At 66.1% G+C, this 22,593-nt stretch carries 22 protein-coding genes; 13 read left to right on the top strand and 9 right to left on the bottom strand.

What is annotated here, in order from left to right; all coding sequences use genetic code 11:
• Window positions 1-39: 39 nt before the first annotated feature.
• The 5 genes from AC1RM6_RS06965 to AC1RM6_RS06945 all read right to left on the bottom strand — a co-directional run bounded on the left by AC1RM6_RS06965 (window position 40) and on the right by AC1RM6_RS06945 (window position 4,587).
• Complete coding sequence (locus AC1RM6_RS06965) at window positions 40-1,146, bottom strand: Gfo/Idh/MocA family protein (protein ID WP_493099416.1); 1,107 nt, start codon at window positions 1,144-1,146, stop codon at window positions 40-42.
• A gap of 188 nt (window positions 1,147-1,334) precedes the next feature.
• Window positions 1,335-1,565, bottom strand: coding sequence for a biotin/lipoyl-containing protein (locus tag AC1RM6_RS06960; protein ID WP_493099414.1), 231 nt, complete (start codon window positions 1,563-1,565; stop codon window positions 1,335-1,337).
• Window positions 1,566-1,568: 3 nt separating this feature from the next.
• Window positions 1,569-2,594, bottom strand: a complete 1,026-nt coding sequence (locus tag AC1RM6_RS06955; RefSeq protein ID WP_493099412.1) for an alpha-ketoacid dehydrogenase subunit beta — start codon at window positions 2,592-2,594, stop codon at window positions 1,569-1,571.
• Complete coding sequence (locus tag AC1RM6_RS06950; protein WP_493099410.1) at window positions 2,591-3,589, bottom strand: thiamine pyrophosphate-dependent dehydrogenase E1 component subunit alpha; 999 nt, start codon at window positions 3,587-3,589, stop codon at window positions 2,591-2,593. Before AC1RM6_RS06950 ends, AC1RM6_RS06955 begins: the two co-directional genes overlap by 4 nt.
• 140 nt (window positions 3,590-3,729) lie before the next feature.
• A complete protein-coding gene (locus AC1RM6_RS06945; protein WP_493099408.1) occupies window positions 3,730-4,587 on the bottom strand; it encodes an alpha/beta fold hydrolase in 858 nt (285 codons plus the stop codon).
• Between the two features lie 249 nt (window positions 4,588-4,836).
• Between AC1RM6_RS06945 and AC1RM6_RS06940 the strand changes: the two genes are divergently transcribed.
• The 6 genes from AC1RM6_RS06940 to AC1RM6_RS06915 all read left to right on the top strand — a co-directional run bounded on the left by AC1RM6_RS06940 (window position 4,837) and on the right by AC1RM6_RS06915 (window position 10,973).
• Window positions 4,837-5,556, top strand: coding sequence for a TetR/AcrR family transcriptional regulator (locus AC1RM6_RS06940; RefSeq protein WP_493099406.1), 720 nt, complete (start codon window positions 4,837-4,839; stop codon window positions 5,554-5,556).
• Window positions 5,557-5,698: 142 nt separating this feature from the next.
• Window positions 5,699-6,682 (top strand): acrylyl-CoA reductase (NADPH), encoded by a 984-nt coding sequence (gene acuI, locus AC1RM6_RS06935; protein WP_493099404.1) that lies wholly within the window; start codon window positions 5,699-5,701, stop codon window positions 6,680-6,682.
• Window positions 6,683-6,717: 35 nt separating this feature from the next.
• A complete protein-coding gene (locus tag AC1RM6_RS06930) occupies window positions 6,718-8,406 on the top strand; it encodes a class I adenylate-forming enzyme family protein (RefSeq protein WP_493099402.1) in 1,689 nt (562 codons plus the stop codon).
• A 39-nt stretch (window positions 8,407-8,445) separates the two neighbouring features.
• On the top strand, window positions 8,446-9,216 hold the full coding sequence (locus AC1RM6_RS06925) for a hypothetical protein (RefSeq protein ID WP_493099400.1): 771 nt from the start codon (window positions 8,446-8,448) through the stop codon (window positions 9,214-9,216).
• A 138-nt stretch (window positions 9,217-9,354) separates the two neighbouring features.
• Window positions 9,355-10,089: an SDR family oxidoreductase gene (locus AC1RM6_RS06920; RefSeq protein ID WP_493099398.1), complete on the top strand. Its 735-nt coding sequence runs from the start codon at window positions 9,355-9,357 to the stop codon at window positions 10,087-10,089.
• A gap of 158 nt (window positions 10,090-10,247) precedes the next feature.
• A complete protein-coding gene (locus AC1RM6_RS06915) occupies window positions 10,248-10,973 on the top strand; it encodes a TetR/AcrR family transcriptional regulator (protein WP_493099396.1) in 726 nt (241 codons plus the stop codon).
• Window positions 10,974-11,018: 45 nt separating this feature from the next.
• On the opposite strand, the gene AC1RM6_RS06910 is transcribed toward AC1RM6_RS06915, so the two are convergent.
• Window positions 11,019-11,819 (bottom strand): enoyl-CoA hydratase/isomerase family protein, encoded by an 801-nt coding sequence (locus tag AC1RM6_RS06910; RefSeq protein WP_493099394.1) that lies wholly within the window; start codon window positions 11,817-11,819, stop codon window positions 11,019-11,021.
• Between the two features lie 559 nt (window positions 11,820-12,378).
• On the opposite strand from AC1RM6_RS06910, the gene AC1RM6_RS06905 reads away from it, so the two are divergent.
• From AC1RM6_RS06905 to AC1RM6_RS06890, 4 genes are read left to right on the top strand one after another with little or no spacing between them, the layout of a single operon-like run.
• Window positions 12,379-12,783: a Zn-ribbon domain-containing OB-fold protein gene (locus AC1RM6_RS06905; RefSeq protein ID WP_493099392.1), complete on the top strand. Its 405-nt coding sequence runs from the start codon at window positions 12,379-12,381 to the stop codon at window positions 12,781-12,783.
• Between the two features lie 2 nt (window positions 12,784-12,785).
• Window positions 12,786-13,946, top strand: a complete 1,161-nt coding sequence (locus AC1RM6_RS06900; RefSeq protein WP_493099390.1) for a thiolase family protein — start codon at window positions 12,786-12,788, stop codon at window positions 13,944-13,946.
• 2 nt (window positions 13,947-13,948) lie between these two features.
• Window positions 13,949-14,704 (top strand): DUF2889 domain-containing protein, encoded by a 756-nt coding sequence (locus tag AC1RM6_RS06895; RefSeq protein ID WP_493099388.1) that lies wholly within the window; start codon window positions 13,949-13,951, stop codon window positions 14,702-14,704.
• Between the two features lie 30 nt (window positions 14,705-14,734).
• The gene (locus AC1RM6_RS06890; protein ID WP_493099386.1) at window positions 14,735-16,039 is read left to right on the top strand and encodes an amidohydrolase family protein; all 1,305 of its coding nucleotides are present in this window, start codon (window positions 14,735-14,737) and stop codon (window positions 16,037-16,039) included.
• Window positions 16,040-16,238: 199 nt separating this feature from the next.
• Here AC1RM6_RS06890 and AC1RM6_RS06885 read toward each other — a convergent pair whose 3' ends face one another.
• A complete protein-coding gene (locus AC1RM6_RS06885; RefSeq protein WP_493099384.1) occupies window positions 16,239-17,183 on the bottom strand; it encodes an alpha/beta fold hydrolase in 945 nt (314 codons plus the stop codon).
• A gap of 296 nt (window positions 17,184-17,479) precedes the next feature.
• On the bottom strand, window positions 17,480-18,376 hold the full coding sequence (locus AC1RM6_RS06880) for a LysR family transcriptional regulator (RefSeq protein WP_493099382.1): 897 nt from the start codon (window positions 18,374-18,376) through the stop codon (window positions 17,480-17,482).
• A gap of 221 nt (window positions 18,377-18,597) precedes the next feature.
• Here AC1RM6_RS06880 and AC1RM6_RS06875 point away from each other — a divergent pair, with 221 nt between their 5' ends.
• Genes AC1RM6_RS06875 through AC1RM6_RS06865 form a run of 3 tightly spaced genes read left to right on the top strand, consistent with a single transcriptional unit; the run spans window position 18,598 to window position 20,765 of the window.
• Window positions 18,598-19,332, top strand: coding sequence for an SDR family NAD(P)-dependent oxidoreductase (locus AC1RM6_RS06875; RefSeq protein ID WP_493099380.1), 735 nt, complete (start codon window positions 18,598-18,600; stop codon window positions 19,330-19,332).
• A gap of 48 nt (window positions 19,333-19,380) precedes the next feature.
• Window positions 19,381-20,133 (top strand): SDR family NAD(P)-dependent oxidoreductase, encoded by a 753-nt coding sequence (locus tag AC1RM6_RS06870; protein ID WP_493099378.1) that lies wholly within the window; start codon window positions 19,381-19,383, stop codon window positions 20,131-20,133.
• A 32-nt stretch (window positions 20,134-20,165) separates the two neighbouring features.
• Complete coding sequence (locus AC1RM6_RS06865; protein ID WP_493099376.1) at window positions 20,166-20,765, top strand: NADPH-dependent F420 reductase; 600 nt, start codon at window positions 20,166-20,168, stop codon at window positions 20,763-20,765.
• A gap of 247 nt (window positions 20,766-21,012) precedes the next feature.
• On the opposite strand, the gene AC1RM6_RS06860 is transcribed toward AC1RM6_RS06865, so the two are convergent.
• A complete protein-coding gene (locus AC1RM6_RS06860; protein ID WP_493099374.1) occupies window positions 21,013-22,362 on the bottom strand; it encodes a S41 family peptidase in 1,350 nt (449 codons plus the stop codon).
• Window positions 22,363-22,593: the final 231 nt, after the last annotated feature.

Genomic DNA, 22,593 nt, shown 5'->3' with positions numbered 1-22,593 from the left:
ACGAGATCCCGGAACAGGTCCGGGATGACGCAAGCAAGCCTACCCAATCTCATCCAGCTTCACCCAGCGCCGCTCGGCCGACGACCGCCGGATCGCCTCCTGCGTCCGCTCGACCAGCCAGGCCTGCGCGAAATCGGGATGGGCGCGGCCGCGGCCCTCGATCGCGTCGACCATCGCCTGCATCGACATCGCCATGCCATGCGACGCCTGGATCGGCGTGTCGGCGTCGATGCCGAGCCCCGGCGAGCGCAGCAGATCCTCGGGAATCGCCACCGGCGCCAGCCCGGCGTCGCCGAGCTTGCCGGCCAGCAGCTGGGTGTCGCGGCTCGTCGGGAAGGACGGCGCCTCCATCCGGATGCGGCCGTCCGATCCGAACAGGTCGAGCGACCAGCCCGGCCCGAGCGGCGCATTCCACGACACCTGGAACTGGATCACCGCGCCGTTCCTGAAGCGCAGGATCATCGACGCGAAGTCGTTGGTCTCGGCCTTGACCGGTTCGGCATCGGGGCCGGTCCATTCGTCGAGCAGCCTGCCGTCATGCGCGACCAGCTCGTCGACCCCGCCGAGCAGGAAACTCAGCATGTGCAGCGCATGGCTGCCGAGATTGCGGACGGCCGACACGCCATGGCCGGCCTGCGCGAACCAGTTATAGGGGAAATAGGGGTTGAGCCGGTTGAACAGCGACATGTTGAAGACGCAGGTGCCGCCGAACGGCCGCCCGAGATAGCTCTGGTCGAGCATCGCCTTGGCGACCTGCAGCGCGGGCAGCCATTCCGAATAGGCGTCGACCACCCCGACCAGCCCGCTGCCCTCCCAGGCGTCGTGGATCCGGCGTGCGCCGTCGAGCCCGGCGGCGAACGGGATCGCGTTGTAGACATGCTTGCCGTTGGCCAGGCACGCCAGCACCATCGCCTCGCGGATCGCCGGGCGGGTGCCGCAGTCGACGATGTCGATATCGGGATCGGCGGCCATCGCCTGCGCATCCCAGAAGGGGCGGGCGATATCATGCTTGGCGGCGGCGGCCTCGGCGGTTTCCCGGCGCGACGTGCACACCGCGGTCACCTCGACCCCGGGCACCGCGCGCCACGCCGGCAGATGGGCGAAGGTGCCCCAGTTCGCACTGATGATTCCGACCCTGAGCGGCATGGCGTCTTCTCCTGGGCGCGGTTCTTTTTTTAATCCTCCCTAGCGAAGCTGGGGAGGGGGACCGCTCACAGAGCGGTGGAGGGGTCTCCACGCTATAGGCCGGTGGATCGGGCGAGCTTCTGCACCACCCCTCCACCACCTTCGGTGGTCCCCCTCCCCATGCAAGAGCATGGGGAGGATCGGGAAGGTTACTCGATCGTGCCCAGCACGGTGCCGACGACATAGGTCTCGCCGGCTTCGGCGGTGATGTGGAGCACGCCGCTCGCGGGGGATTCGACCTCGTTGGCCGACTTGTCGGCCTCGAGCAGGAACAGGGGCTGGCCTTCGGTGACGGTGTCGCCATCGGCGGCGAGCCATTCGGCGACGACGCCCTCGTTCATTGCGAAGCCGATCTTCGGAAGCAGGATTTCGGTGGCCATGACTTAAACGTTCCCCTTGACGATCTTGATGACGGCGTCGGCGATGCCGGCGGCGTTCGGAATATGGGCGGCTTCGAGCGGCTTCGAGAACGGCACCGGGTTGAACGGCGCGCCGACGCGGCCGACCGGGGCCTTGAGCTTGCCGAAGAAGCGCTCGGAGAGCACCGCGGCGATCTCGGCGCCGGCACCGAACGGCACCACCGCCTCATGGACGATCAGCGCGCGACCGGTCTTTGCGACCGACGCGAACACCGTCTCCTGGTCCCAGGGCGAGATCGTCCGCAGATCGATGATCTCGGCGCTGATCCCGGCCTCGCCGAGCGCCTTGAGCGCGCCGGCGCATTCGTTGATCATCCGCGAATAGCTGATGATCGTGATGTCGCTGCCTTCGGCGACGACGCTCGCCTTGCCGATCGGGACGCGGTGGCCCTCTTCGGGGGCGGTGCCCGGCGTCCAGTAATTGGGCATCGATTCGATCACCAGCACCGGATCGGGATCGTCGATCGCGCTGCGCATCAGGCCATAGGCGTCGGCGGCGTTCGAGGCGGCGACCACCTTCATGCCCGCGGTGTGCGCGAACCAGGCCTCGAGATAGTCCGAATGCTGGCCGGCGGTCGAAAAGCCCGCCCCGGTCATCGTCCGGATCACGATCGGGACATTGGTCTGGCCGCCCGACATGTAGCGAAGCTTCGCGGCATGGTTGACGATCATGTCCATCGCCACCGTGGTGAAGTTCATCAACATGATCTCGGCGATCGGCTTGTAGCCGACCAGGCTGGCGCCGATCGCCGCGCCGATGATCGCCTGTTCGGAGATCGGGGTCGAGCGCACGCGGTGCTCGCCGAACCGGGTCGACAGCCCCTTGGTGACGCCGCAGACGCCGCCGGCCTCGGGGTCGGCGACATCCTCGCCCAGCACCAGCACGCTTTCGTCGGCGGCCATCGCATCGGCGATTGCCCGGTTGGTCGCCTCGAGGACGGTGATCGGCTTGGCCTTCACCTCGGGCTTCTTGTCGATGACGTCGCTCATGCGGCTTCTCCATAGACGTCGCTGGACAGTTCCTCGAGCCCGGGGAAGGGCGAGGCCAGCGCAAATTCGACCGCCTCGTCGAGGCGGGTTTCGACATCGGCTTCGATCGCGGCGAGCTCTTCCTCGGTCGAGATCCCGTCGGCGATCAGCTTGGCGCGGAAGATCGGATAGGGATCGGCCGCGACATAGGCGGCCTTTTCGGCCGGATCGATATAGCTGTCGGAATCGCCGAAGACGTGACCGTGGAAGCGATAGGTCATCGCCTCGATCAGGGTCGGGCCTTCGCCGGCGCGGGCGCGCTCGACCGCCTCGCGGGCGGCGGCGTACATCGCGAACGGATCGTTGCCGTCGACATGGATGCCAGCCATGCCATAAGCGGCGGCGCGGTCGGCGATCCGCTCGATGTTGGTCGACTTGCGGAACGCGGTATGCTCGCCCCAGCGGTTGTTCTGGCACAGGAAGATGACGGGCAGCTTCCACACCGCGGCGAGGTTCAGCGATTCATGGAAGGCGCCGATGTTCGACGCCGCGTCGCCGAAGGTCGCGACCGCGACCCGGCCGTTCTTCGAAAGCTGCGATCCCCAGGCGATGCCGTTGGCGATCGGCATCGACGATCCGACGACGCCGGTGGTGACCATGATCCCCTTTTTCGGGTAGGTCAGGTGCATCGGACCGCCCTTGCCCTTGCAGGTGCCGTCGACGCGGCCGGCGATCTCGGCCCACAGATCCTTGAGCGGCAGGCCCTTGGCCAGCATGTCGTGGATGCCGCGATAGATGGTGCACAGATAGTCGTCGTCGGTCAGGTTCACCGACAGCGCCGACGGGATCACCTCCTGGCCGCGATAGCTGTAATAGGGCATCACGAGGCGGCCGGCGGAGATCACCTTCCGGCTGCGTTCGTCATTGCCCTTGAGCAGCGCCATGCGGCGGAAGATTTCCACCTGGGTCGCTGCATCGGGCGTGTAGGTGTTGGTGGTCAACGTCGCCTCCCGCATGATCAATTCTTGGAGCCTGTCGCCCCGGCAGGGCGCGGCATAATTGAAACAGCCTCGACTATCGGTGAAACGTCAGACCTGCTCAAGGCCGAGTTCCGGGTCGGCCGCGCTCATCGGCCCCGCGATATCCACAGGCGGATTCACTTTCCGTCGGCAAAGGCCAATATCTGCGGCGCGAGCAGCGGCCAGCTCGTGAACAGGCCGCGGCCGGTGGGGGCGGCGGCGAGCGCCTCCATCCATTCGCGGTCGCCCCAGGGCGGCTCGGCGATGTGCGCGCCGGGGATCAGCCGGTGGACCGCCTCGCTGGTTTCGCGGCTGTGGTGGAGGTCGGAGACGCCGCTGCGCAACACCGTCACCGGCACCGCGATGCCCGCCAGTTCGGCCGGGGTCAGCCCCGGCATCGGCGCGCCCTCGCGCGGGAAGAAGGCCTGGCACCAGTCCTGCATCTTGGCGACGAACGCCGGCGCCTCCCAGGCGAGCAGCCGCTCGCGATTGGCCGGAGTGCGCTCGATCAGGTCCTTCCAGCCGGGCAGTGCGGCGACCGCCTCCATACCGTAAGTGACCGCGGCGGTGGCGGCGTCGGCGCAGTAGAAGGCTGCGACCGAGGCGAGGCCGATCGGGCCGCCGCTGATCCACAGCACGAACAGCCGCTCGACGACATCGGGATGGCGGATCGTCGTCAGGATCGAATCGCGGGCGCCGCCCGAGCCGCCGACCAGCATCGCCGGCCCGAGGCCGAGCGCGCGCAGCAGGCCGGCGAGGGTGTCGGCATTCTGGACCGACTCGGTCGCGCCGTCGAAGCAGATGTCCGACCCGCCGGTGTTGGGCCGGTCCCAGATCAGCACCTTCTTGCCCGTCGCCGCCAGCGCCTCGGCGAGCGGCCTGACCCCGGTGGTGTCCTTCGAGAAGCGCCCGCCCGGGGTGATCGCGATCGCCTGCGGCCCGTCGCCGATGATCTCATAGGCGATGCCGATCCCGCCAATGTCGATATGCGCCATGTCCGCCTCTCCCGTCCGCTGCCGCCTGTTCTGTGCCATGGCTAGTCGCGCGAAGCATCGGGACGGTCAAGCCGCCGGGGCGATGATCGAAATCGCTGTCCCGAAGCGCCGAAATAGACAACATTGATGACGAACCGACGACGCAGCGCCAATGGGGTAAAAACGAGAAAATATGCCGAATTTCGCACTTGATGCCCGACGAAAGTCCCGGAAACACGCCATTTGCCTCGTGCGCGGATCCGCAGGTCGATGACCGCCGCCGATCCCGCCGAACCCGGTCGCAAGCGCCGCGCCCGCGACCCCAAGGCGACCCGCGAGGCGATCCTCGAGGCGGCGTGCACCCGGCTCGCGCAGGATGGTCCCGAGGGCCTCAGCCTCTCCGAGGTCGCGCATCTCGCCGGGGTCAACCGCGGCACCGCCTATCAGCATTTCGCGACCCGCGAGAAGCTGATCAAGGCGACCACCGACTGGGTCTCGGAGAAATTGTGCTTTGCCGCGTTCGGCGATCCCGAGACGATCGGCGAACGCCAGGTCGAGCAGGTCGACATGACCGCGATGACCGACCGGCTCGCCTCGTTCGCGATGGACAATCCGACGCTGTGCCGGGTCTGGTTCCTCCAGCTGCTGGTGTCGCCCGACCCGAGCAGCGATCCGTTCTGGCGCGAATATTCGGGCTCGTTCGACCGCTTCTCGAAGACCGACCTCGCCCAGCCCGGGGTCGATGTCGAGGTGCTGACCGTGATCATGCTCGCCGGCACCTTCCTGTGGCCGGTCTGGGCGCAGGCGCATGGCGGCGGCGACCGCGACGAGCAGAAACAGGCGCTGCGCTTCTCGAACGAATGCCTGCGGCTGTCGATGTTCGGCACGCTGCGCAGCGAGCGTTTTCCCGACATCGTCGAGCGGCTCGCGGGCGCATCGAAGTCCGGCGGCAAGGGCGGCGGACGCAAGACGGGAGGGGCGGGCGGCTAGACTTCATCGCCCCCGCGTGAAGATGGCGGCGGCGCCCGTCCGGCGCTTGCCTTCATCGGCTTCATGCGCTCTCAACCCGGGGTAAGCGACCGGCCTTTTGGGGTCCACGGCGTCCGTTTCTCAGGAACCTGGAGAGAAGATCATGTTTTCCGCCATTGTCATCGACAAGAACGACGCCGGCCAGACGGTCGGGCTGACCCAGCTCGACGAAGCGCAGCTCCCCGAGGGCAATGTCACGATCGACGTCGAATATTCGACGCTCAACTTCAAGGACGGCCTCGCCATCACCGGCAAGTCGCCGGTCGTCCGCAAATTCCCGATGGTCCCCGGCATCGATCTCGCCGGCACCGTCACCGACAGCAGCCATCCCGACTACAAGGCCGGCGACAAGGTCGTGCTCAACGGCTGGGGCGTCGGCGAGACCCATTGGGGCGGCCTGGCGCAGAAGGCTCGCCTCAACGGCGACTGGCTGGTGCCGCTGCCCGCCGCCTTCACCGGCCGCCAGGCGATGGCGATCGGCACCGCCGGCTACACCGCAGCTTTGTGCGTCGACGCGCTGATCGCCCACGGCGTCTCGCCCGAGCAGGGCGAGGTGCTCGTCACCGGCGCCACCGGCGGCGTCGGCAGCGTCGCGATCGCGCTGCTGGTCAAGGCCGGCTTCACCGTCGCCGCGTCGAGCGGCAAGCCCGCCGAGGCGGATTATCTCAAGGCGCTCGGCGCGACCACGATCATCGACCGCAACGAGCTGTCAGTGGCGGGCAAGCCGATGCAGAAGGAGCGCTGGGCCGGCGCGATCGACTCGGTCGGCAGCTTCACCCTCGCCAATGTCTGCGCCCAGACCAAATATCGCGGCTCGGTCGCCGCCTGCGGCCTCGCCCAGGGCATGGACTTCCCGTCGTCGGTGGCCCCCTTCATCCTGCGCGGCGTCAACCTGCTCGGCATCGACAGCGTGATGGCGCCCAAGGGCCCGCGCCTCAAGGCGTGGGAGCGGCTCGCCAAGGATCTCGACGCCGCAGCACTCGACACGATCGCGACCGAGATCGGCCTCGGCGAGGCGATCGACGCCGCCAAGAAGCTGATGGACGGCACCGTCCGCGGCCGCTTCGTCGTCGACGTCAACCGCTAAGATCCAAGGCAAGACGACAAGCACAGGAGAGCGCAGTGCCGTCCGGAACCGGAACCTCGCAGCCGTCGATCCTTCGCGGCATCCCGCTGAACGAGGAACCGGGGCTGGGCGCACTGACCATGCCCGGCTTCCTGCGCGAAGTGACCGAGCGCCACGCCGACCGCGAGGCGCTGGTCCTGCACGAGGCCGGCGGCACCACCCGCTGGAGCTATGCCGAACTGTGGGAGCGCTCGGTCGAGGTCGCCAAGGCGCTGCTCGCCTGCGGGATGGGCAAGGGCAGCCGGGTCGGGGTGATGATGACCAACCGTCCCGAGTGGATCTCGGCGGCGTTCGGCGCGACCCTGGCCGGCGGCATCGCGGTCACGATCAGCACCTTCTCTACCCCCGCCGAGCTCGAGCATCTGCTCGGCGCGTCGGGGGTGTCGGTGCTGCTGTTCGAGCGCCAGGTCCTCAAGAAGGATTTCTCGGCGATCCTCGGCGATCTGATCCCCGAGATCGGTTCGGCGGCGCCGGGCGAGGTCGAGAGCCTCGCTTATCCGTTCCTGCGCCATGTCGCGTGCGTGGGCGAGGGCGGCGGCGCGGTCGAGGACTGGGCGACCTTCCTCGCGCGCGGCCACGCCATTCCCGAGGCGCTGGTCGACGCCACCGCGACGACGGTCAAGCCGAGCGATCCCGGCGTGCTGTTCTTCTCCTCGGGATCGACCAGCAAGCCCAAGGGCATCCTCAGCGCGCATCGCGGGGTCAGCATCCAGCTGTGGCGCTGGGGGCGGGTGTTCGGGCTCGGCGACGATGTGCGCTGCTGGTCGGCGAACGGCTTCTTCTGGTCGGGCAATTTCGGCATGGCGATCGGCGGCACCTTGTCGCGCGGCGGCAGCCTGGTGCTGCAGCCGACCTTCGTCGCCGACGAGGCGCTGCGGCTGATGGAGGCCGAGAAGGTGACCTTCCCGACCGCCTGGCCGCACCAGTGGAAGCAGCTCGAGGATTCGCCCGCCTGGGGCGAGGTCGACCTGTCGAGCCTGCGCTATGTCGATCCCAGCACCCCGCTCGGCAAGCATCCGACGGTCTCGACCAGCTGGAGCGAGCCGATGGCCGCCTATGGCAATACCGAGACCTTCACGATCAACGCGATTTTCGCTTCGGACGTGCCGGCCGAACGGGTCGGCAAGAGCCATGGCGAAGCGCTGCCCGGCAATCTGATCAAGATCGTCGACCCGCTGACCGGACAGATCGTGCCGATCGGCGAGCGCGGCGAGATCGCGGTCAAGGGGCCGACGCTGATGCTCGGCTATATCGGCACCCCGGCCGACGAGACCCTCGACGACGAGGGCTATTTCCGCACCGGCGACGGCGGCTATGTCGACACCGAGGGGCGGCTGTTCTGGGAAGGCCGGCTCAACGACATCATCAAGACCGGCGGCGCCAACGTCTCGCCGCTCGAGATCGACGAGTGCCTCGCGGCGTTCCCGGGGGTCAAGCGCAGCCAGACCGTCGGCGTGCCGCACGAAACGCTCGGCGAGATCGTCGTCGCCTGCATCATCCCGTTCGAGGGCGAGTTGCTCGACGAGGCCGCGATCCGCGATTTCACCAAGGAAAAGCTCGCCAGCTACAAGGTGCCGCGCCGCGTGCTGTTCTTCACCGAACAGGATCTGGCGCAGACCGGCAGCGCGAAGATCAAGACCGCCGACCTGCGCAAGCTGGCGGCGGCGAAGCTCGACGCCGCCTGAGCGGCCAACGACCCGACAAGCGGGCAGGAGAGGGGACGCATGGCACTCTACACGACGATCCATCTGCACAATGTGGCCGCCGGCCGCGAGGCCGATTATGCGGCCTGGTTCGACGGCGCACACCGCGCCGACCTCGCCCGGCTGCGCGGCTTCGTCACCGCCGACCGCTTCGAGGTCGCGCCGCTGCAGATCATGCCCGACATCCCGCAGCCCTGGCGGTTCCTGAGCGTCTATGATTTCGACCTGCCCGATCCGAAGATCGACCTGCCGGCGCTCGGACCGCTGATCGCCGGCGCCCGCGACACCGGCCTCGTCGCCGCCGACGAGACCGAGCGGCTGTACAGCTATGCGATGTATTCGGACTGGAAGGTCGGCGCCAACTGGCAGCAGAGCGAGCCGCTGTCGGGGGTGAGCATCATCCTCGCCAACTTCATTCCCGGCCGCGAAGCCGAATATCACACATGGTATGACGACGTGCACAGCGGCGAGGTGATCGCCGTCCCCGGCCATGTCGGGATGAAGCGCGGCCGGCTGTCGGACCTGCAGATCGAGCCGAAGCAACATTGCCCGGGCGACCAGCTCGTGCTGTGCGCGCAGCAGACCGACGACCTGCTGTTCACGATCATGGACTTCGGCGCCCGTGCGCTCGGCAAGAGCCCGAGCGGCATCGCGATGCAGCCGCGCTCGTCGTCGGGATCGACCGCGCGCACCGTCCATTATTTCACCAGGGTGAGCGGCGACCGGCAATGGGCCGGCGGGATCGCCTATGCGGGGGATATGTCGGTCTATCCCGCGAAGGCTTCGAACTAATCGTCATCCCGGACTTGATCCGGGATCTCTTTGCCTTTGCCGTCCGATCGAAGAAGAAGTGAGATCCCGGATCAAGTCCGGGATGACGAATTTGAAAGCTTTCCCCGAGGAAGCTGAAAAAAGGAGAGGGACCAGCACATGGCCAAGACCATCGTCATCACCGGTGCCGGCGTCGGGCTGGGCAGGGCGCTCGCCCGCCGCTTCGCGTCGGAGGGCGAGACCGTCATCCTGCTCGGCCGCAACGCGGCGAAGGTCGAGGCGGCCGCCGCCGAGATCGGCGAGCGGGCGATCGCGATCGGCTGCGACGTGTCGTCGCCCGATGCGGTCCGCGCCGCCTTCGCGACGATCGCCGGGACCCATCCGAAGATCGACGTGCTGATCAACAATGCCGCGGTCTTCGAACCGTTCGAGATCGCCGACGCCACCGACGAGCAGATCGTCGGCGCGGTCGGCACCAATCTGATCGGGCCGATGCTGTGCGCGCGCGCCGCGATCCCGATGATGGAGCGCGGCGGCTACATCATCAACATCAGCAGCGAGTCGATCGACCTGCCGTTCCCGCACCTGATCGTCTATCAGAGCTCGAAGGCGGGGCTCGAGCGCTTCACCCTGGGCCTGCACCGCGAACTCGAAGCCTCGGGGATTCGGGTCAGCGTCGTGCGCGCCGGGCAGATGATGGAGGAGGGCAAGGTCTGGCAGGCCGACCCGGCCGCGCAGATGCGCTTCGCCCAGGCGGCCGCCGCCAACGGGCTCAACCTGCGCGCGCGGCCGATCACCCAGTTCACCTCGGTCACCCAGGTCTTCCGGTCGCTGATCGACCTGCCGCCCGACCTCCACGCGGTCACGGTGTCGCTGCACGCGCGCGCGTCATGATCGCGCCGGTCAGGCGCCCGCGTCCCGGGCGCGGACGGGATATTGTCACGAGTCGGTAATTTTGGGAGTCGCAGGCTGCCGCAATCGATATAAGGCGGCCACAGGGCGGGAGAGCGGCGGAGTCGCCGCCCGGATATGTGAATGACGGTGGGGGGACGATGTCGACCAGGCAACAGCAGACCAAGAAGGTCGCCAAGAGCGCGCCGCCGGCACCCGCCGACGGCGACGAGGCGCTGAGCCACAATCTGCTCGGCCAGCGGCTCGGTCGCAAGGGCCGCGACACCCGCGAGCGGATTCTGGCCGCGACCGACCGGCTGCTCGCCGATCCGCAGGGGATCCCGCTGTCGCTGAGCGCGGTCGCGCGCGAGGCGTCGCTGGCGATGACCACGCTCTATCTCTATTTCGGCGACCTCACCGAATTGCTGCTCGCGGTGCTCGATCCGATCATGGCGTCGGCCGAGGAAGCCTATGTCGCCCAGTTGCGCCGGCACTGGGCCGACGAGACGCTGGGTGATGAGTGCCTGGCCTTCGTCACCGCCTTCCACGCCTTCTGGGACCGCCACACCCGCATCCTCCATTTGCGCAACAGCTATGCCGCGGGGCTCGACCCGCGAATGGTGCGCCAGCGCGTCGCCTCGTCGAGCCCGCTGATCGCCTTGCTGGTCGCGCAGATGGACGGCGACCCCGCCGAGGCCGGCTCGCTCCAGCTGGCGATGGCGACCGCGCTGCTGACCGGCACCGAGCGCCTCGTCACGATCGCGACCGACACCGACCTCGCCAGCGCGATGGAGGACGAGATCGTTCCGAACGTCGCCAACCTGCTGCGCGGGCAGGCGCGGTTGCTGGAGCTGGGGATCCGGGATTGCCGGACGCGGCGAGGGTGAGATTTTAAGCCCCTCCCTTTCAAGGGAGGGGCTATTAGTAGCGGTTCAATCGCTTTTCTTGCCGAAGCCGCTCTTGAGGTAGCGTTCCATGCCCGCGAGATAGTCGGGGTTGAGCATCAGCGCACTGTTGGCCATGCGTTCGACATTGCGCGCCTGCGCCAGGCCGACATCATGAGCGAGTTCGATCGCGATCTTGGCGGTGCCCATCTGTTCGCCATTCTGCTGCGCGAGATGGCGGCAGAAGGCCATGACGTCGGCCTCGAAGCTCTCGTCGGGGAAGACGTCGTGGACCAGGCCCATGATCAGCGCGCGGTCGGCGTCGACCGGCAGATTGGCCATGATCAGATAGCGCGACCAGTGGGTGCCGATGATCCGCGCGAGCCGGCTGACGCCGTTCGAGGCGGGGAGGGTGCCGAACTTGCCCTCGGGAAAGGCATAGCCCGCGCTCTTGGCGGCGAGGCGGAAATCGCACGACAGCGACATTTCGAGGCCGCCGCCGACGCACATCGCCTGGTGGGCGACGACGATCGGCTTTTCGATATGCTCCATCTCGTCATAGATGCGGTGCATGCCGTGGAGCTTGAGCCGGTGCTGTTCGCGGATCGCCGAGCCGGTCTGGGTCGGGTTGGGGCTGCCTTCGCGCAGGTCGGCGCCCGCCGAGAAATAGCGGCCGGTCGCGCGGATCAGCATCACCTTCAATTCGGGCGTATCGCGGAATTTGTGGAGCGCCTGCTCGAACAGCCCCATCAGCTGGCCGCTCAGCGCGTTGAGTTTTTCGGGCCGGTTGAGCGTCGCGATCAGGATCGCGCCATCTTCCTCGACCAGCAGATGCGGAGCTTCGGACATTTTCTTCTCCCACTAACTTTCTTCTATCCCTCCCAGCCACGCTTGGAGGATCCGGATGATCAGGCCTCGGGCTTGCCCTTGTCGCGATAGATATCAGACATTCGCCCCACTCCATCCTGAACCGCCCCGGGGGCCTTCGCTCCCGATCCGGGTCAGCGATCATCTCGCGCCGGCGGCAGCGTTCCGCGCCCCGAAGGAGGCCCCGTCCGGCCCGGCGATCGGACGTCCGGCGTAACGGAGTCGCTCAACGCTAAGCAACCACAATATCCTCCCGATCGGCCGCCCCCGCGCACCCTCCGCATCACAATCGCCGGGGCGTTATTGGAATGGAATGCCCGGGCGGCGGCCAGTTTCGCATTGTGTTCGCAGGCCGTGGCGACAAGGTTGAAGCCGGAAAAGCCGCCCTCGGCCCGCCCGTCTGTCGGCGGCGCGGCGGGCGGCGATCGCACAAGGAACGGGGACAGGCGGCAGCGTCGAACCTCATCACAGGGAGTTTCGGATGTCAGATCTCGCAGCGGTCGGTCCGGCCCTTTTCATCTTCATCGGGTAATCGGACGACATGGCCACACCACGACCCCAGCCGCGCCTCGACGCGGACAATCGCGCCTTCTGGACCGGCGGCGCCGATGGCGAGCTGCGGATCAACCGCTGCCAGGATTGCGGCACCTATATCCACCCGCCCAAGCCGGTATGCCGCAAATGCCTGTCGGACCAGGTGCTGCCCGAGGCGGTCGCGCCGACCGCGGTGGTCGACACCTTCACCGTCAACTACCAGGCCTGGTTTCCGGGGATGGAGGTGCCGTTCGTGATCGCCCGGGTCGCGCTCGACGGCGCCCCCGGTGTGTATCTCACCACCAACATCGTCAATTGCCCGGTCGACGCGGTCGACATCGGCGACAAGGTGCAGGTCACCTTCGAGCAGCAGGGCGAGATCCATTATCCCCTTTTCGAGAAGATCGCCTGACCATGGCCGCCAAAGAAGCCTATATCTCCGGGGTCGGCCAGTCCGAGGTCGGCGTCCGCCTGACACGCCATCCGCTGCTGCTGACCCTCGACGCGGTCAAGGAAGCGCTGGCCGAGGCGGGCCTGACCATCGACCAGATCGACGGCGTCGCCACCTATCCGGGCAAGGCGCATGCGATGCCGGGCTTTTCGCCGATCGGCGCCGACGAGCTGATCGATGCGCTGGGCATTCGCGCGACCTGGCATATGGGCGGGATGGAGCTGACCGCGCAGCTCGGCGCGATCGGCGCGGCGGCGATGGCGGTCAAGGCCGGGGTCGCCCGCCACATCATCTGCTTCCGCACCGTCTATGAGGCGGCGGCGCTGGCGCGGCCCGACGAATATCCGATGCTGCGCGGCAAGACCGTCGACGGTTTTTCGCAGTGGTTCGCGCCGTTCAACGCGATCTCGGCGGCCTGCTGGACCGCGCAATATGCGATGCGCCACGTCAAGCGCTACGGCATGACCCGCGAGCAGCTCGCCCAGATCGCGATCACCGACCGCGCCCATGCCGCCTTGAACCCGCGCGCGCTGGTTCAGCAGCCGCTGTCGATGGACGAATATATGGCGGCGCGGATGATCACCTCGCCCCTGTGCCTCTACGACTGCGATCGTTTCACCGACGCCTCGACGGTGCTGATCGTGTCGGCCGGCGATGCGCTCGACGAGATAAAATGTACCCCGATCCGGATCGCCGCGCAGGCGGGCACGGTCGAGCGGCACAGCTGGGACCAGGCCGAATGGATGGCCTGCTACCCGACCGGCGAGGATCTGTGGAAGCGCACCGATTACACCGCCGCCGATGTCGACACCGTCCAATTCTATGACGGGTTCAGCTTCCAGGCGATCACCTGGCTCGAATCGCTGGGCTTCTGCGAGGTGGGCGAGGGCGGCCGCTTCGTCGAGGGCGGGCAGCGCATCGCGATCGGCGGCGAGCTGCCGCTCAACACCTTCGGCGGCCAGATCGGCGCCGGCCGCCTCCACGGTTTCGGCTTCGCGCATGAGGCGGTGACCCAGCTGCGCGGCAATGGCGGCGCCCGCCAGATCCCGGGCGATCCCAAGGTGGCGGTCGCGACCTCGGGCGGCGGCCCGCTCGCCGCCGCGCTGCTGCTCGCGAAAGACTGACGATGGCCTCGGCCCGCGCGCTTATCGACACGCTGCCCGGCTTCCGCCGGCGGTTCGTCGTGACTCCAAGCGAGGGCAGCGTGCGCACCGAGCTCGAGGATGATTATCATTGCATGCGCGTCACCGTCGCGCACCAGGGCGGGATCGCCACCATGGTCGACGGCTTCATGCTCCGTGCGCCCTGGACGACCTGCCCGGGCGCCGAGGCGCGGCTGCGCGAGACCTTCGCCGGGGTCGCGCTCGCCGATTTCGCAGCGCGCGGCGAGAAGACGACCAACTGCACCCATCTCCACGATCTCGCGACGCTGGCGGCGGCGCATGCCGGCGACAGCGCGCCGACCGTCTATGACGTGCTCGTGTCCGATCCCGGCCCGGACAAGCTGGTCCGTTCCGAACTGCGCCGCGACGGCGAGACGATCTTCGACTGGACGCTCAAGGGCTTCACGATCGTCGCGCCCGAGGCGGTGGCGGGGATCGACTTCGGCACGTTCAAGACGCTGCTCGCCACCCTCGATCCGATCGGCCAGGAGGCCGCGAAGATCCTGCGCTGGGGGATCATGGTCGGCAGCGGCCGCAGCATCCCGATCGAGCATCAGTCCGACGCCAGCAAGCTGCCGCCGGGCTGCTACACCTTCCAGCCCGAGACCGCCGCCCGGGCGAAAAGGGTCGGGGTGATACGCGACTTCAGCACTGGTCGCGCGTTTCCACTCGATGGTCGCGAACATGCCCGAGAATCGGTGCGTTCGAACGCAAACTGAATTATATAAAGTTTTTGAAGGAGAATTCGGATGGACATGAACGATCTGGTGATCATCAGCGTCGATGATCATATCAGCGAACCGCCGGACATGTTCGACAAGCATCTGTCGGGCACCGATCTGGAGACCGCGCCCAAGCTGCGGACCACCGACAAGGGCACCAACTACTGGGAATATTACGGCATGCGGATGCCCGCCGTCGGCCTGAACGCCGTCGTCGGCCGTGTTCCCGAGGAATATGGCGTCGAGCCGACCGCTTTCGAGCAGCTTCGCCCCGGCGTCTATGACGTCGACAAGCGCGTCGAGGACATGAACGTCAACGGCATCGCCGCCTCGCTCAACTTCGGCAGCTGCGTCGGCTTCGACGGCAGCGTGTTCCACAAGGTCGAGGACAAGGCCTCGGCGGTGAAGCATCTGCGCGCGTACAACGACTGGCATGTCGACGAGTGGTGCGGCAAGCATCCGGGCCGTTTCATTCCCTGCGGCCTGTTGCCGACCTGGGACATGGACGCGACGGTCGCCGAGGTGAAGCGTCTCGCCGACAAGGGCGTGACCGCGGTCTCGATCAACGAGAACCCGACCACCCAGAAGCTGCCCAGCATCCACAACGAATATTGGGAGCCGCTGTGGAAGGCGGTATCCAACGAGGACATGGCGATGTGCCTGCACATCGGCGCCGGCAACCCCGCACCGCATGCCTCGATGGAGACCCCGATCGAGGCGTGGATCAGCACGATGCCCATCTCGATCGTCGTCGGCGCGGCCGACTGGCTCAACCTCGAGGCGCTCGAGCGCTATCCGCTCAAGATCGCGCTGTCCGAAGGCGGCATCGGCTGGGTGCCTTATTTCCTCGAGCGTGCGAATTTCAGCCATGCCCGCCACAAGGCGTGGACCCATTCGCGGTTCAAGGACACGCAGCCGAGCGACGTGTTCAAGAAGCACTTCCTGAACTGCTTCATCGACGACGAGTTCGGCCTGAAGAATCTCGATTATCTCGGCGAGGACAATGTCGCCTATGAATGCGACTATCCGCATTCGGACACGCTGTGGCCGGAGGTGCCCGAGCATCTGTGGCCGACGGTCAAGCATCTGACCCAGAGCCAGATCGACAAGGTGACGCATCTCAACGCGATGCGTTTCTTCAACTACGACCCGTTCAAATATCACAAGAAGGAAGAGCTGACCGTCGGCGCGCTGCGCGCCCAGGCCGGCAATGTCGACGTGACGCCGAAGTCGTTCGGCGGCGCGACCCCGCTCGCCGCCGGCGAGGCGCCGCGTCCGGTGACCTCGGGCGACATCGCCAAGATGTTCATGGCGCAGGCGACGGCCGACTGATCGTCTCGCGCTGAGATCGAACGAACTGGGGCGGCCGATCCGGGAGACCGGGTCGGCCGTTTTGGTTATGATCGGTTCAGAGAAAATCCGCCGTTCAGGCGATCCCGAATGTTGCCGTTCGTTCCACCTATCCACCAAGCATCCGATTATGACGATCATCGTCAACTCGATCGTCACACGACGTCACGTCCGCCGAACGTCATTTGCGCTTGAGGAATCGCACGACGTCCCTGGTGAAGCGATCAGGCTGTTCAACGAACAGGAAATGCCCCGCGTCGGGATAGACGAGCATTCGACCGTGCGGCATTTGGGCGACCAGCGAAGCCACCGGTGCTGCGAAGGCTACGCCGTCGCGCGCTCCGGAAATCGCGAGGACCGGTATCGAAAGGGCGTTGGCTTTCGCGAACCGATATCCGAAACTCTCCTCCATAAGTGCGTTATGGGCAGGCCCGGAAATCTTGACGCCTTCGTCCTTATCGGCTTTTTCGAGACGATCGAGCGTGCCGGGCGCGTCCCCCAGCGATGCGTTGAAATAGGCCATGGCGGCCGGACCTTCATAGCCCATCATGGGAAAGCAGTTCGGACCGGGCATGCCCTCGGTCGCGGCCTTGGCCTTCGAATAAGCTGCAGCATCGTTCTGCTCAAGCTTACTGCACATCAGATCAAGCGCCGCTTCGACATCCGGCATCGCGCTGACCAGGACGATGCGGGACACATGTGTCGGGTATTTCGCCGCATATTCGAGCGCGAGCGTTGCCCCGTAGGAATGACCGATAAAAGCCATCTTGAGAACGCCCAGATGCTGGCGCAACTTCTCGATATCGGAAACGAGGATTGCCATCGAGTAGGCCGACATATCAGCCGGGCGATCGGAATGACCCGCGCCCCGCTGGTCGAGATAAACCATGCGCAGTTGTCGTTCGAGCGACGGCCCAATGGTGCGCGCAAAGCCCTGGCTTCCCTCGGCCGGGCCACCGTGAAGCAAGATGACCGGATCACCTCCGGCTTTGCCGGCTGCACGGTAGCGCAGCGTCACCGTGCCAGAGGCGAAGCTGTGAGAGCCGGTCGAAAGGGGACTCGGCACGTTGCTCGCACCGGTCAGCAGCAGGACCACCGCTAAGCAAAAAGGCAAACGTCCCGGCACGCGACACCTCCACAACAGACTTCGCGCCGCAACTTGTTATAAAAGCGAGGAGGCAGCAAGCTGGTCATTCTCAACTTGGAGATACTGCCAAGTGCTGTTGCTGCTCCTGGAGCATGTCCTGATCGGATTGATCGGGATATGCTCTAAATTGTCTTTGTTTTCCGCATTTTCCGACCCGCCAGGTGATTCCACCCGACTTGAGAATGCTCTAGAACCAGCGGCATGTTACGGCAGTTACTGCTGGCCCGCCGCCCGATGTGCCCTTTCGCATCCGCTCGCTCAGGGGGAACTGCGCATCATTCCCGCGACATGGATAGTCCCGCGAGAAGCGGAGCATAAGCGGCGAGCCTGCGGGATATGAACTCGGTGAAGAGCCGGACGCGGGCCGTCTTGCGCGTCTCCCCCTGGGTCAGAAGCCAGAGCGTCCCATAGAGGTGCAGATCGGTGCCCGGCACCCTCGCCAGCATCGGGTCGGCATCTCCGACGAAGCACGGCAGCGTCGCGATCCCGAGTCCCTGCCGTACGGCCACGATCTGTGCCGCGGCGTCGGTGGTCCTGAAGGGAACCGCCGTGGTGCGAACCTCCCCCTCGACCGCCCAATCCGGGATGCCGTGCATGCTGATGACGATCCACCGCATCGGATCGGGCGCGCCCGCGCGCCACGACTCCCGTCGATCGCGGGACATGTAGACGCCGCCGAACAGCTCCGGTCCCTTCATGCCGTGGAGATTGAGCGGCAGGGTCTTGCGATCATAGACGACGCGGATCGCCACGTCGGCCTCCCGGTTGGTCAGGTTGGCCAGTTCGCCGGACGTCAGGATGTCCATCTCGATGTCCGGATGCAGCCGCGCGAAATCGGCGAAGTCCGGGATGAGCAGATGTGTCGCGAGGATCGGTGTCAGTGTGACCCGCAGAAGCCCGCGCACGCTCTGGTCGCGCCCGAACACGCGCGTCTCCAACTGGTGCGATGACGCTTCCATCTGTTTCGCGAGTTCGAGGACCTCCTCGCCGGCTTCGGTCAGGCGGTAGCCCGAAGGCAGCTTTTCGAACATCCGCGCCGCGAGGCGCTCCTCGAGCTGGGCGATGCGGCGCAGCACGGTCGCGTGATTGACGCCGAGGTGCTTGGCGGCGGCCCGCACCGAGCCTTCGCGCGCGGTGGCGAGGAAGTAGCGAACGTCATCCCAGTCGATCATGGTGCATTCCCGCGCCGCCAGCCGTGCCTTCCGAAACCGCGCTCTAGCATATCGAGCGGCCATGTGCGCCATTGTCACAGCTCTCAATCGCCGGGCCGGATCGATTTCGCACCACCGATGTGCGTGATTCCGCACTCACCGCGCGCCTTCGGCGGACCCATGTTGAGGCTGTTCGCGGAACTCCCCGCACAGCCAGATATCCGAAACCAAGGATGCACGACATGACCAGATTGAATGGAAAGACCGCCGTGATCACCGGCGGCGCGACCGGCATCGGCCTGGCCGCGGCGAAGCGTTTCATCGAGGAGGGCGCCTTCGTCTTCCTCTTCGGCCGTCGGCAAGACGCGCTCGACGCTGCCGTGGCCGCGCTCGGGTCGAATGCCCGCGCGGTCAAGGGCTCGGTCTCGGACGAGGCCGACCTCGACCGGCTCTACGCCGCGGTGAGGGCCGAACGCGGAACCCTCGACATCGTCTTCGCCAATGCCGGGGTGGGAAGCCAGCTCAAGCTCGGCGAGATCACCGTCGAGCACATCGACGAAACCTTCGACGTCAATGTGAAGGGGACGATCTTCACGGTCCAGAAGGCGCTCCCGCTGATGGGCGAAGGGGGTTCGATCATCCTGACCGGGTCGAGCGCCGGCACCACGGGCGCTCCGGCGTTCACCGCCTACAGCGCCAGCAAGGCGGCGGTACGCAACCTCGCGCGGACCTGGGCGGAGGAGCTGAAGGGCACCGGCATCCGGGTGAATGTGCTGTCGCCCGGGGCGGTCGCAACCGAACTCGCAAAGGAAGCGCTCGGCCAGGAGGGGCTTGCGGCCTACGGCGCGATGACGGCGCTCCAGCATATGGGCGATCCGGCCGAGGTCGGCGCGGCGGCCGCCTTTCTCGCGTCCCCGGACAGCAGCTTCATGACCGCCAGCGAAGTCGCGGTCGACGGCGGCCTCGCGCAGCTCTGATCCCAACGTGGGACCATGCCTGGCCCCCGCATAGCCAAGGATAACATCATGAAAAAACTCGAAGGCAAGGTCGCCGTCATCACCGGCGGCAGCAGCGGGATCGGCTTGGCCACGGCCAGGCGCTTCGTGGACGAAGGCGCGCACGTCGTGATCACCGGGCGACGCGCGAAAGAGCTGGAAGAGGCCGCTGCCGTCATCGCGAACAACGTCACGACAGTCGTCGGCGATGTGGCGCGCCTGGACGATCTGGACCGGCTCTACGCCGTCGTGAAAGCGAAACATGGTCATATCGACATTCTCTTCGCGAACGCGGGGGCGGGGACCATCGCTCCGCTCGCGGCGGCGACGGAGGCGCATTTCGACCAGACCTTCGACGTGAACGTGAAGGGGCTTTTCTTCACGGTGCAGAGGGCCCTTCCGCTGTTCCGGGACGGCGGTTCGATCATCCTGACCTCTTCGGTCTCGAATGTGATGGGGCTGCCCGGGTTCAGCGCTTATGCCGCGAGCAAGGCCGCCGTGCGCAACTTTGCGCGCGCCTGGACGCTGGAGTTGAAGGACCGCAGGATCCGGGTGAACACGATGAGCCCGGGACCGATCGAGACCCCCGCTCTGGCGGCAACGACGGGCCTTACCCCCGAGCAGGCCGAGCAGGCGGCCGCCCAATTCGCCTCGCAGGTCCCGATGGGCCGCAGGGGCCAGCCAGAGGAGGTCGCGGCGGCCGTCGCGTTCCTCGCCTCCGATGAAAGTTCCTACGTCACCGGCGTCGATCTCGCGGTCGACGGAGGGCTCGCGCAAGTCTGACCCCTGGCATCACACATGATCGGAGAAATAATATGAGCTACGCAATTATCGGCTTCGGCGATATCGGCCGAACCTTGGCCAGGGCCTTCGCCCGCAAGGGCATCGAAATATCCGTCGCGACCACGCGCGACCCGGAAAGCTTTGCCGCTGACGCGGCCGCGATCGGCCCCACGGTCATTCCCAAAACGCTGGCCGACGCCGTCGAGGCGGACATCATCTTCCTGGCCGTTCGTTTCGGGGCGCATGCGGATGTCGCGAACGCGCTGGCCAACTGGCAAGGGAAGATCATCGTCGATGTGACCAACGCCTATGGCGTGCCCGAAGAAGACCTGGGCGGGCTGCCTTCCGCCAAGGTCGTCGCGCAGGCCTTTACCGGCGGCAGGCTGGTCAAGGGCTTCAACCATCTGGTCGCGGCGGTCCTCGACCAGGATCCGGCCGTCCAGGGGGGCAGGCGGGTCGTGTTCCTGACGAGCGACGATGAGGGTGCCGCTGACGAGATCGCCGTGCTCTCGGAAGATCTCGGCTTCGCGCCGATCAAGCTTGGCGGGCTTGCGGCAGGTGGCCTGCTTGTGCAGGCGCACGGGAATGAATGGGGCCGCCTGATCTTCAAGGACCTGGTCGCGTTCGACTGACCAGCACGGCGTTTCCACCGTCGGGAACATGGGGCATGCGATCGGATCGAACGCGATCCGATCGCAACGCGCTGCGCGGCCAGCCCGGCCATGTCGACGTCAGCCCGAAGCCGTTCGACGGCGCGCCCGCGCTCGCCGCCAGCGAGGCCCCACGTCCGATACTCGGGCGACATCGCCATTGTCGGTGGCGTGCAATGTGGCAGCTTTTGGGAGGCAGATGGCGATAGCTGCCGTCCCGGAAGAGAAATTACTGGCCAGGCTCGAGCGGTAACAACGCTGACGCCTCTTCGATTATACCTTCATCCCCTATCGCAATCTGAATGTTTCTCTGACCATAAGCGAACGCCAGTTTATACACGTCGCCGCCCTGAAATCGGGCCACTCGGTAGAAATTCACCGAACGCAACTCTCCGAGTTCGGCGAGTTCGGCGCGGAGCTGAGGAAGCATCTGCTCAAAATGGGGATCAAGTTCCGGTGCCAGGATGGCCTTGACCGTGGTTCCGCTGGTGATCGCGCCGAGCAACTTGCGCACCGCCGCCTCCGTTCCGGGCAGAGCAATCGTTCGCGGCGTAAAAACCCGCTGTGTAGACGCGGTGGCGATGTCCATGGCGGGTTTCGACCCTGCTGTCGATAGCGCTACGCTCAGGGCTGAACCGGTGGGAACGGCCATGTCGGGTCGAACACCAACGCCGTCCCAGTTGGTCCTGGTTATCGGATTTTCCGGTCGGCCGAACGGGATGAAGGCGATGACACCATGACCGAGGTCGCTCGTGCCCGCGGGATTGGCGCCACCCCCGGTTGTTTCGCCAATCAGGGTTCCCCGCTTGAGCGCTTGAATGTCGTAGGCGAACTCCTCGCCGCCCGAAAAAGTGTCTTTGCTGGTGAGGACGTAGACAGGCACCTCAAGGAAGGACACCGGCGTGTGAACGCTTCGGAAGCTCCGCCGGGTTATATCGTTCGTTTTCGCGGTTCGCATGAGAAAGTCGTTGATTGGTCGATCAGGCGGAACCAGGAAGCTCACCAGGTAGGTGACCGATTCCGGATCACCGCCAATATTCCGCCGAACGTCGATGATGAGCGCACGGCTGCCGGAAAGGCCGGACATCGCAGCATCGATCACGCGCTTGAAACTGCTCAACGATGGGAAGCTCCTCACTTCGATATAGCCCACGCCGCCTGCCAGCTTGTCCGCCCGAGTTATCCCTGCCTCGGCAGCTTCCATCGGGGGTGGCGGCCCCTTGGCCTGTGCAGCGGGCGGCGCCGGCGGCGCTCCTCGTGGGCCAAGAATTTCCAGGTGCATGTCGTGGGTGATAGCCGACGCGTCGGCAGACAATCTGTGCGCGAGTTCTGTCGTCGTCGTGGCATCGTCATATTTGCCCGACGCCAGCGCCGCCGCTACCTGTGCGGCCACCTGCTCGCCTCGTTCCGGAAAGACATAGTGCTCGCGCATCGCGCGGGCGAATGCTTCTACGATCTCACGACGTGCGGCTGCGTCGAGAGTCGAGGCCGGTGGAGGCGTTTGAGCATTGGCAGTTAGCGGCACCGATATAGCGAGCAACGGGAGGAACATCATAAAGGCATGGCGACGACAGGACATCGATGCTCCTTCAGTTCGGTTGAGGGTGCTTGGCCGGCCCCCCACGGGATCATCGTATCGCCGCATCGAATGTCCGCAAGCAGAGACGGAACAAGTTGGGGCCAATGTCGGCGATGGGGCGATTTGCGGTAATGCAAGTCGCATCCGGCTCCTCGATGATCGAACATTCCCATGCGCCCGGCGCCTTCCGTCTCCGCCTCTGGTGACGCTCGCTAACGCGGGTTTGAGGCA

The organism is Rhizorhabdus sp. GW822-FHT03C02 (assembly GCF_058801765.1).
The sequence above is the reverse complement of the archived record's forward strand: the minus strand, read 5'-3'. Positions and strand labels throughout refer to the sequence as shown.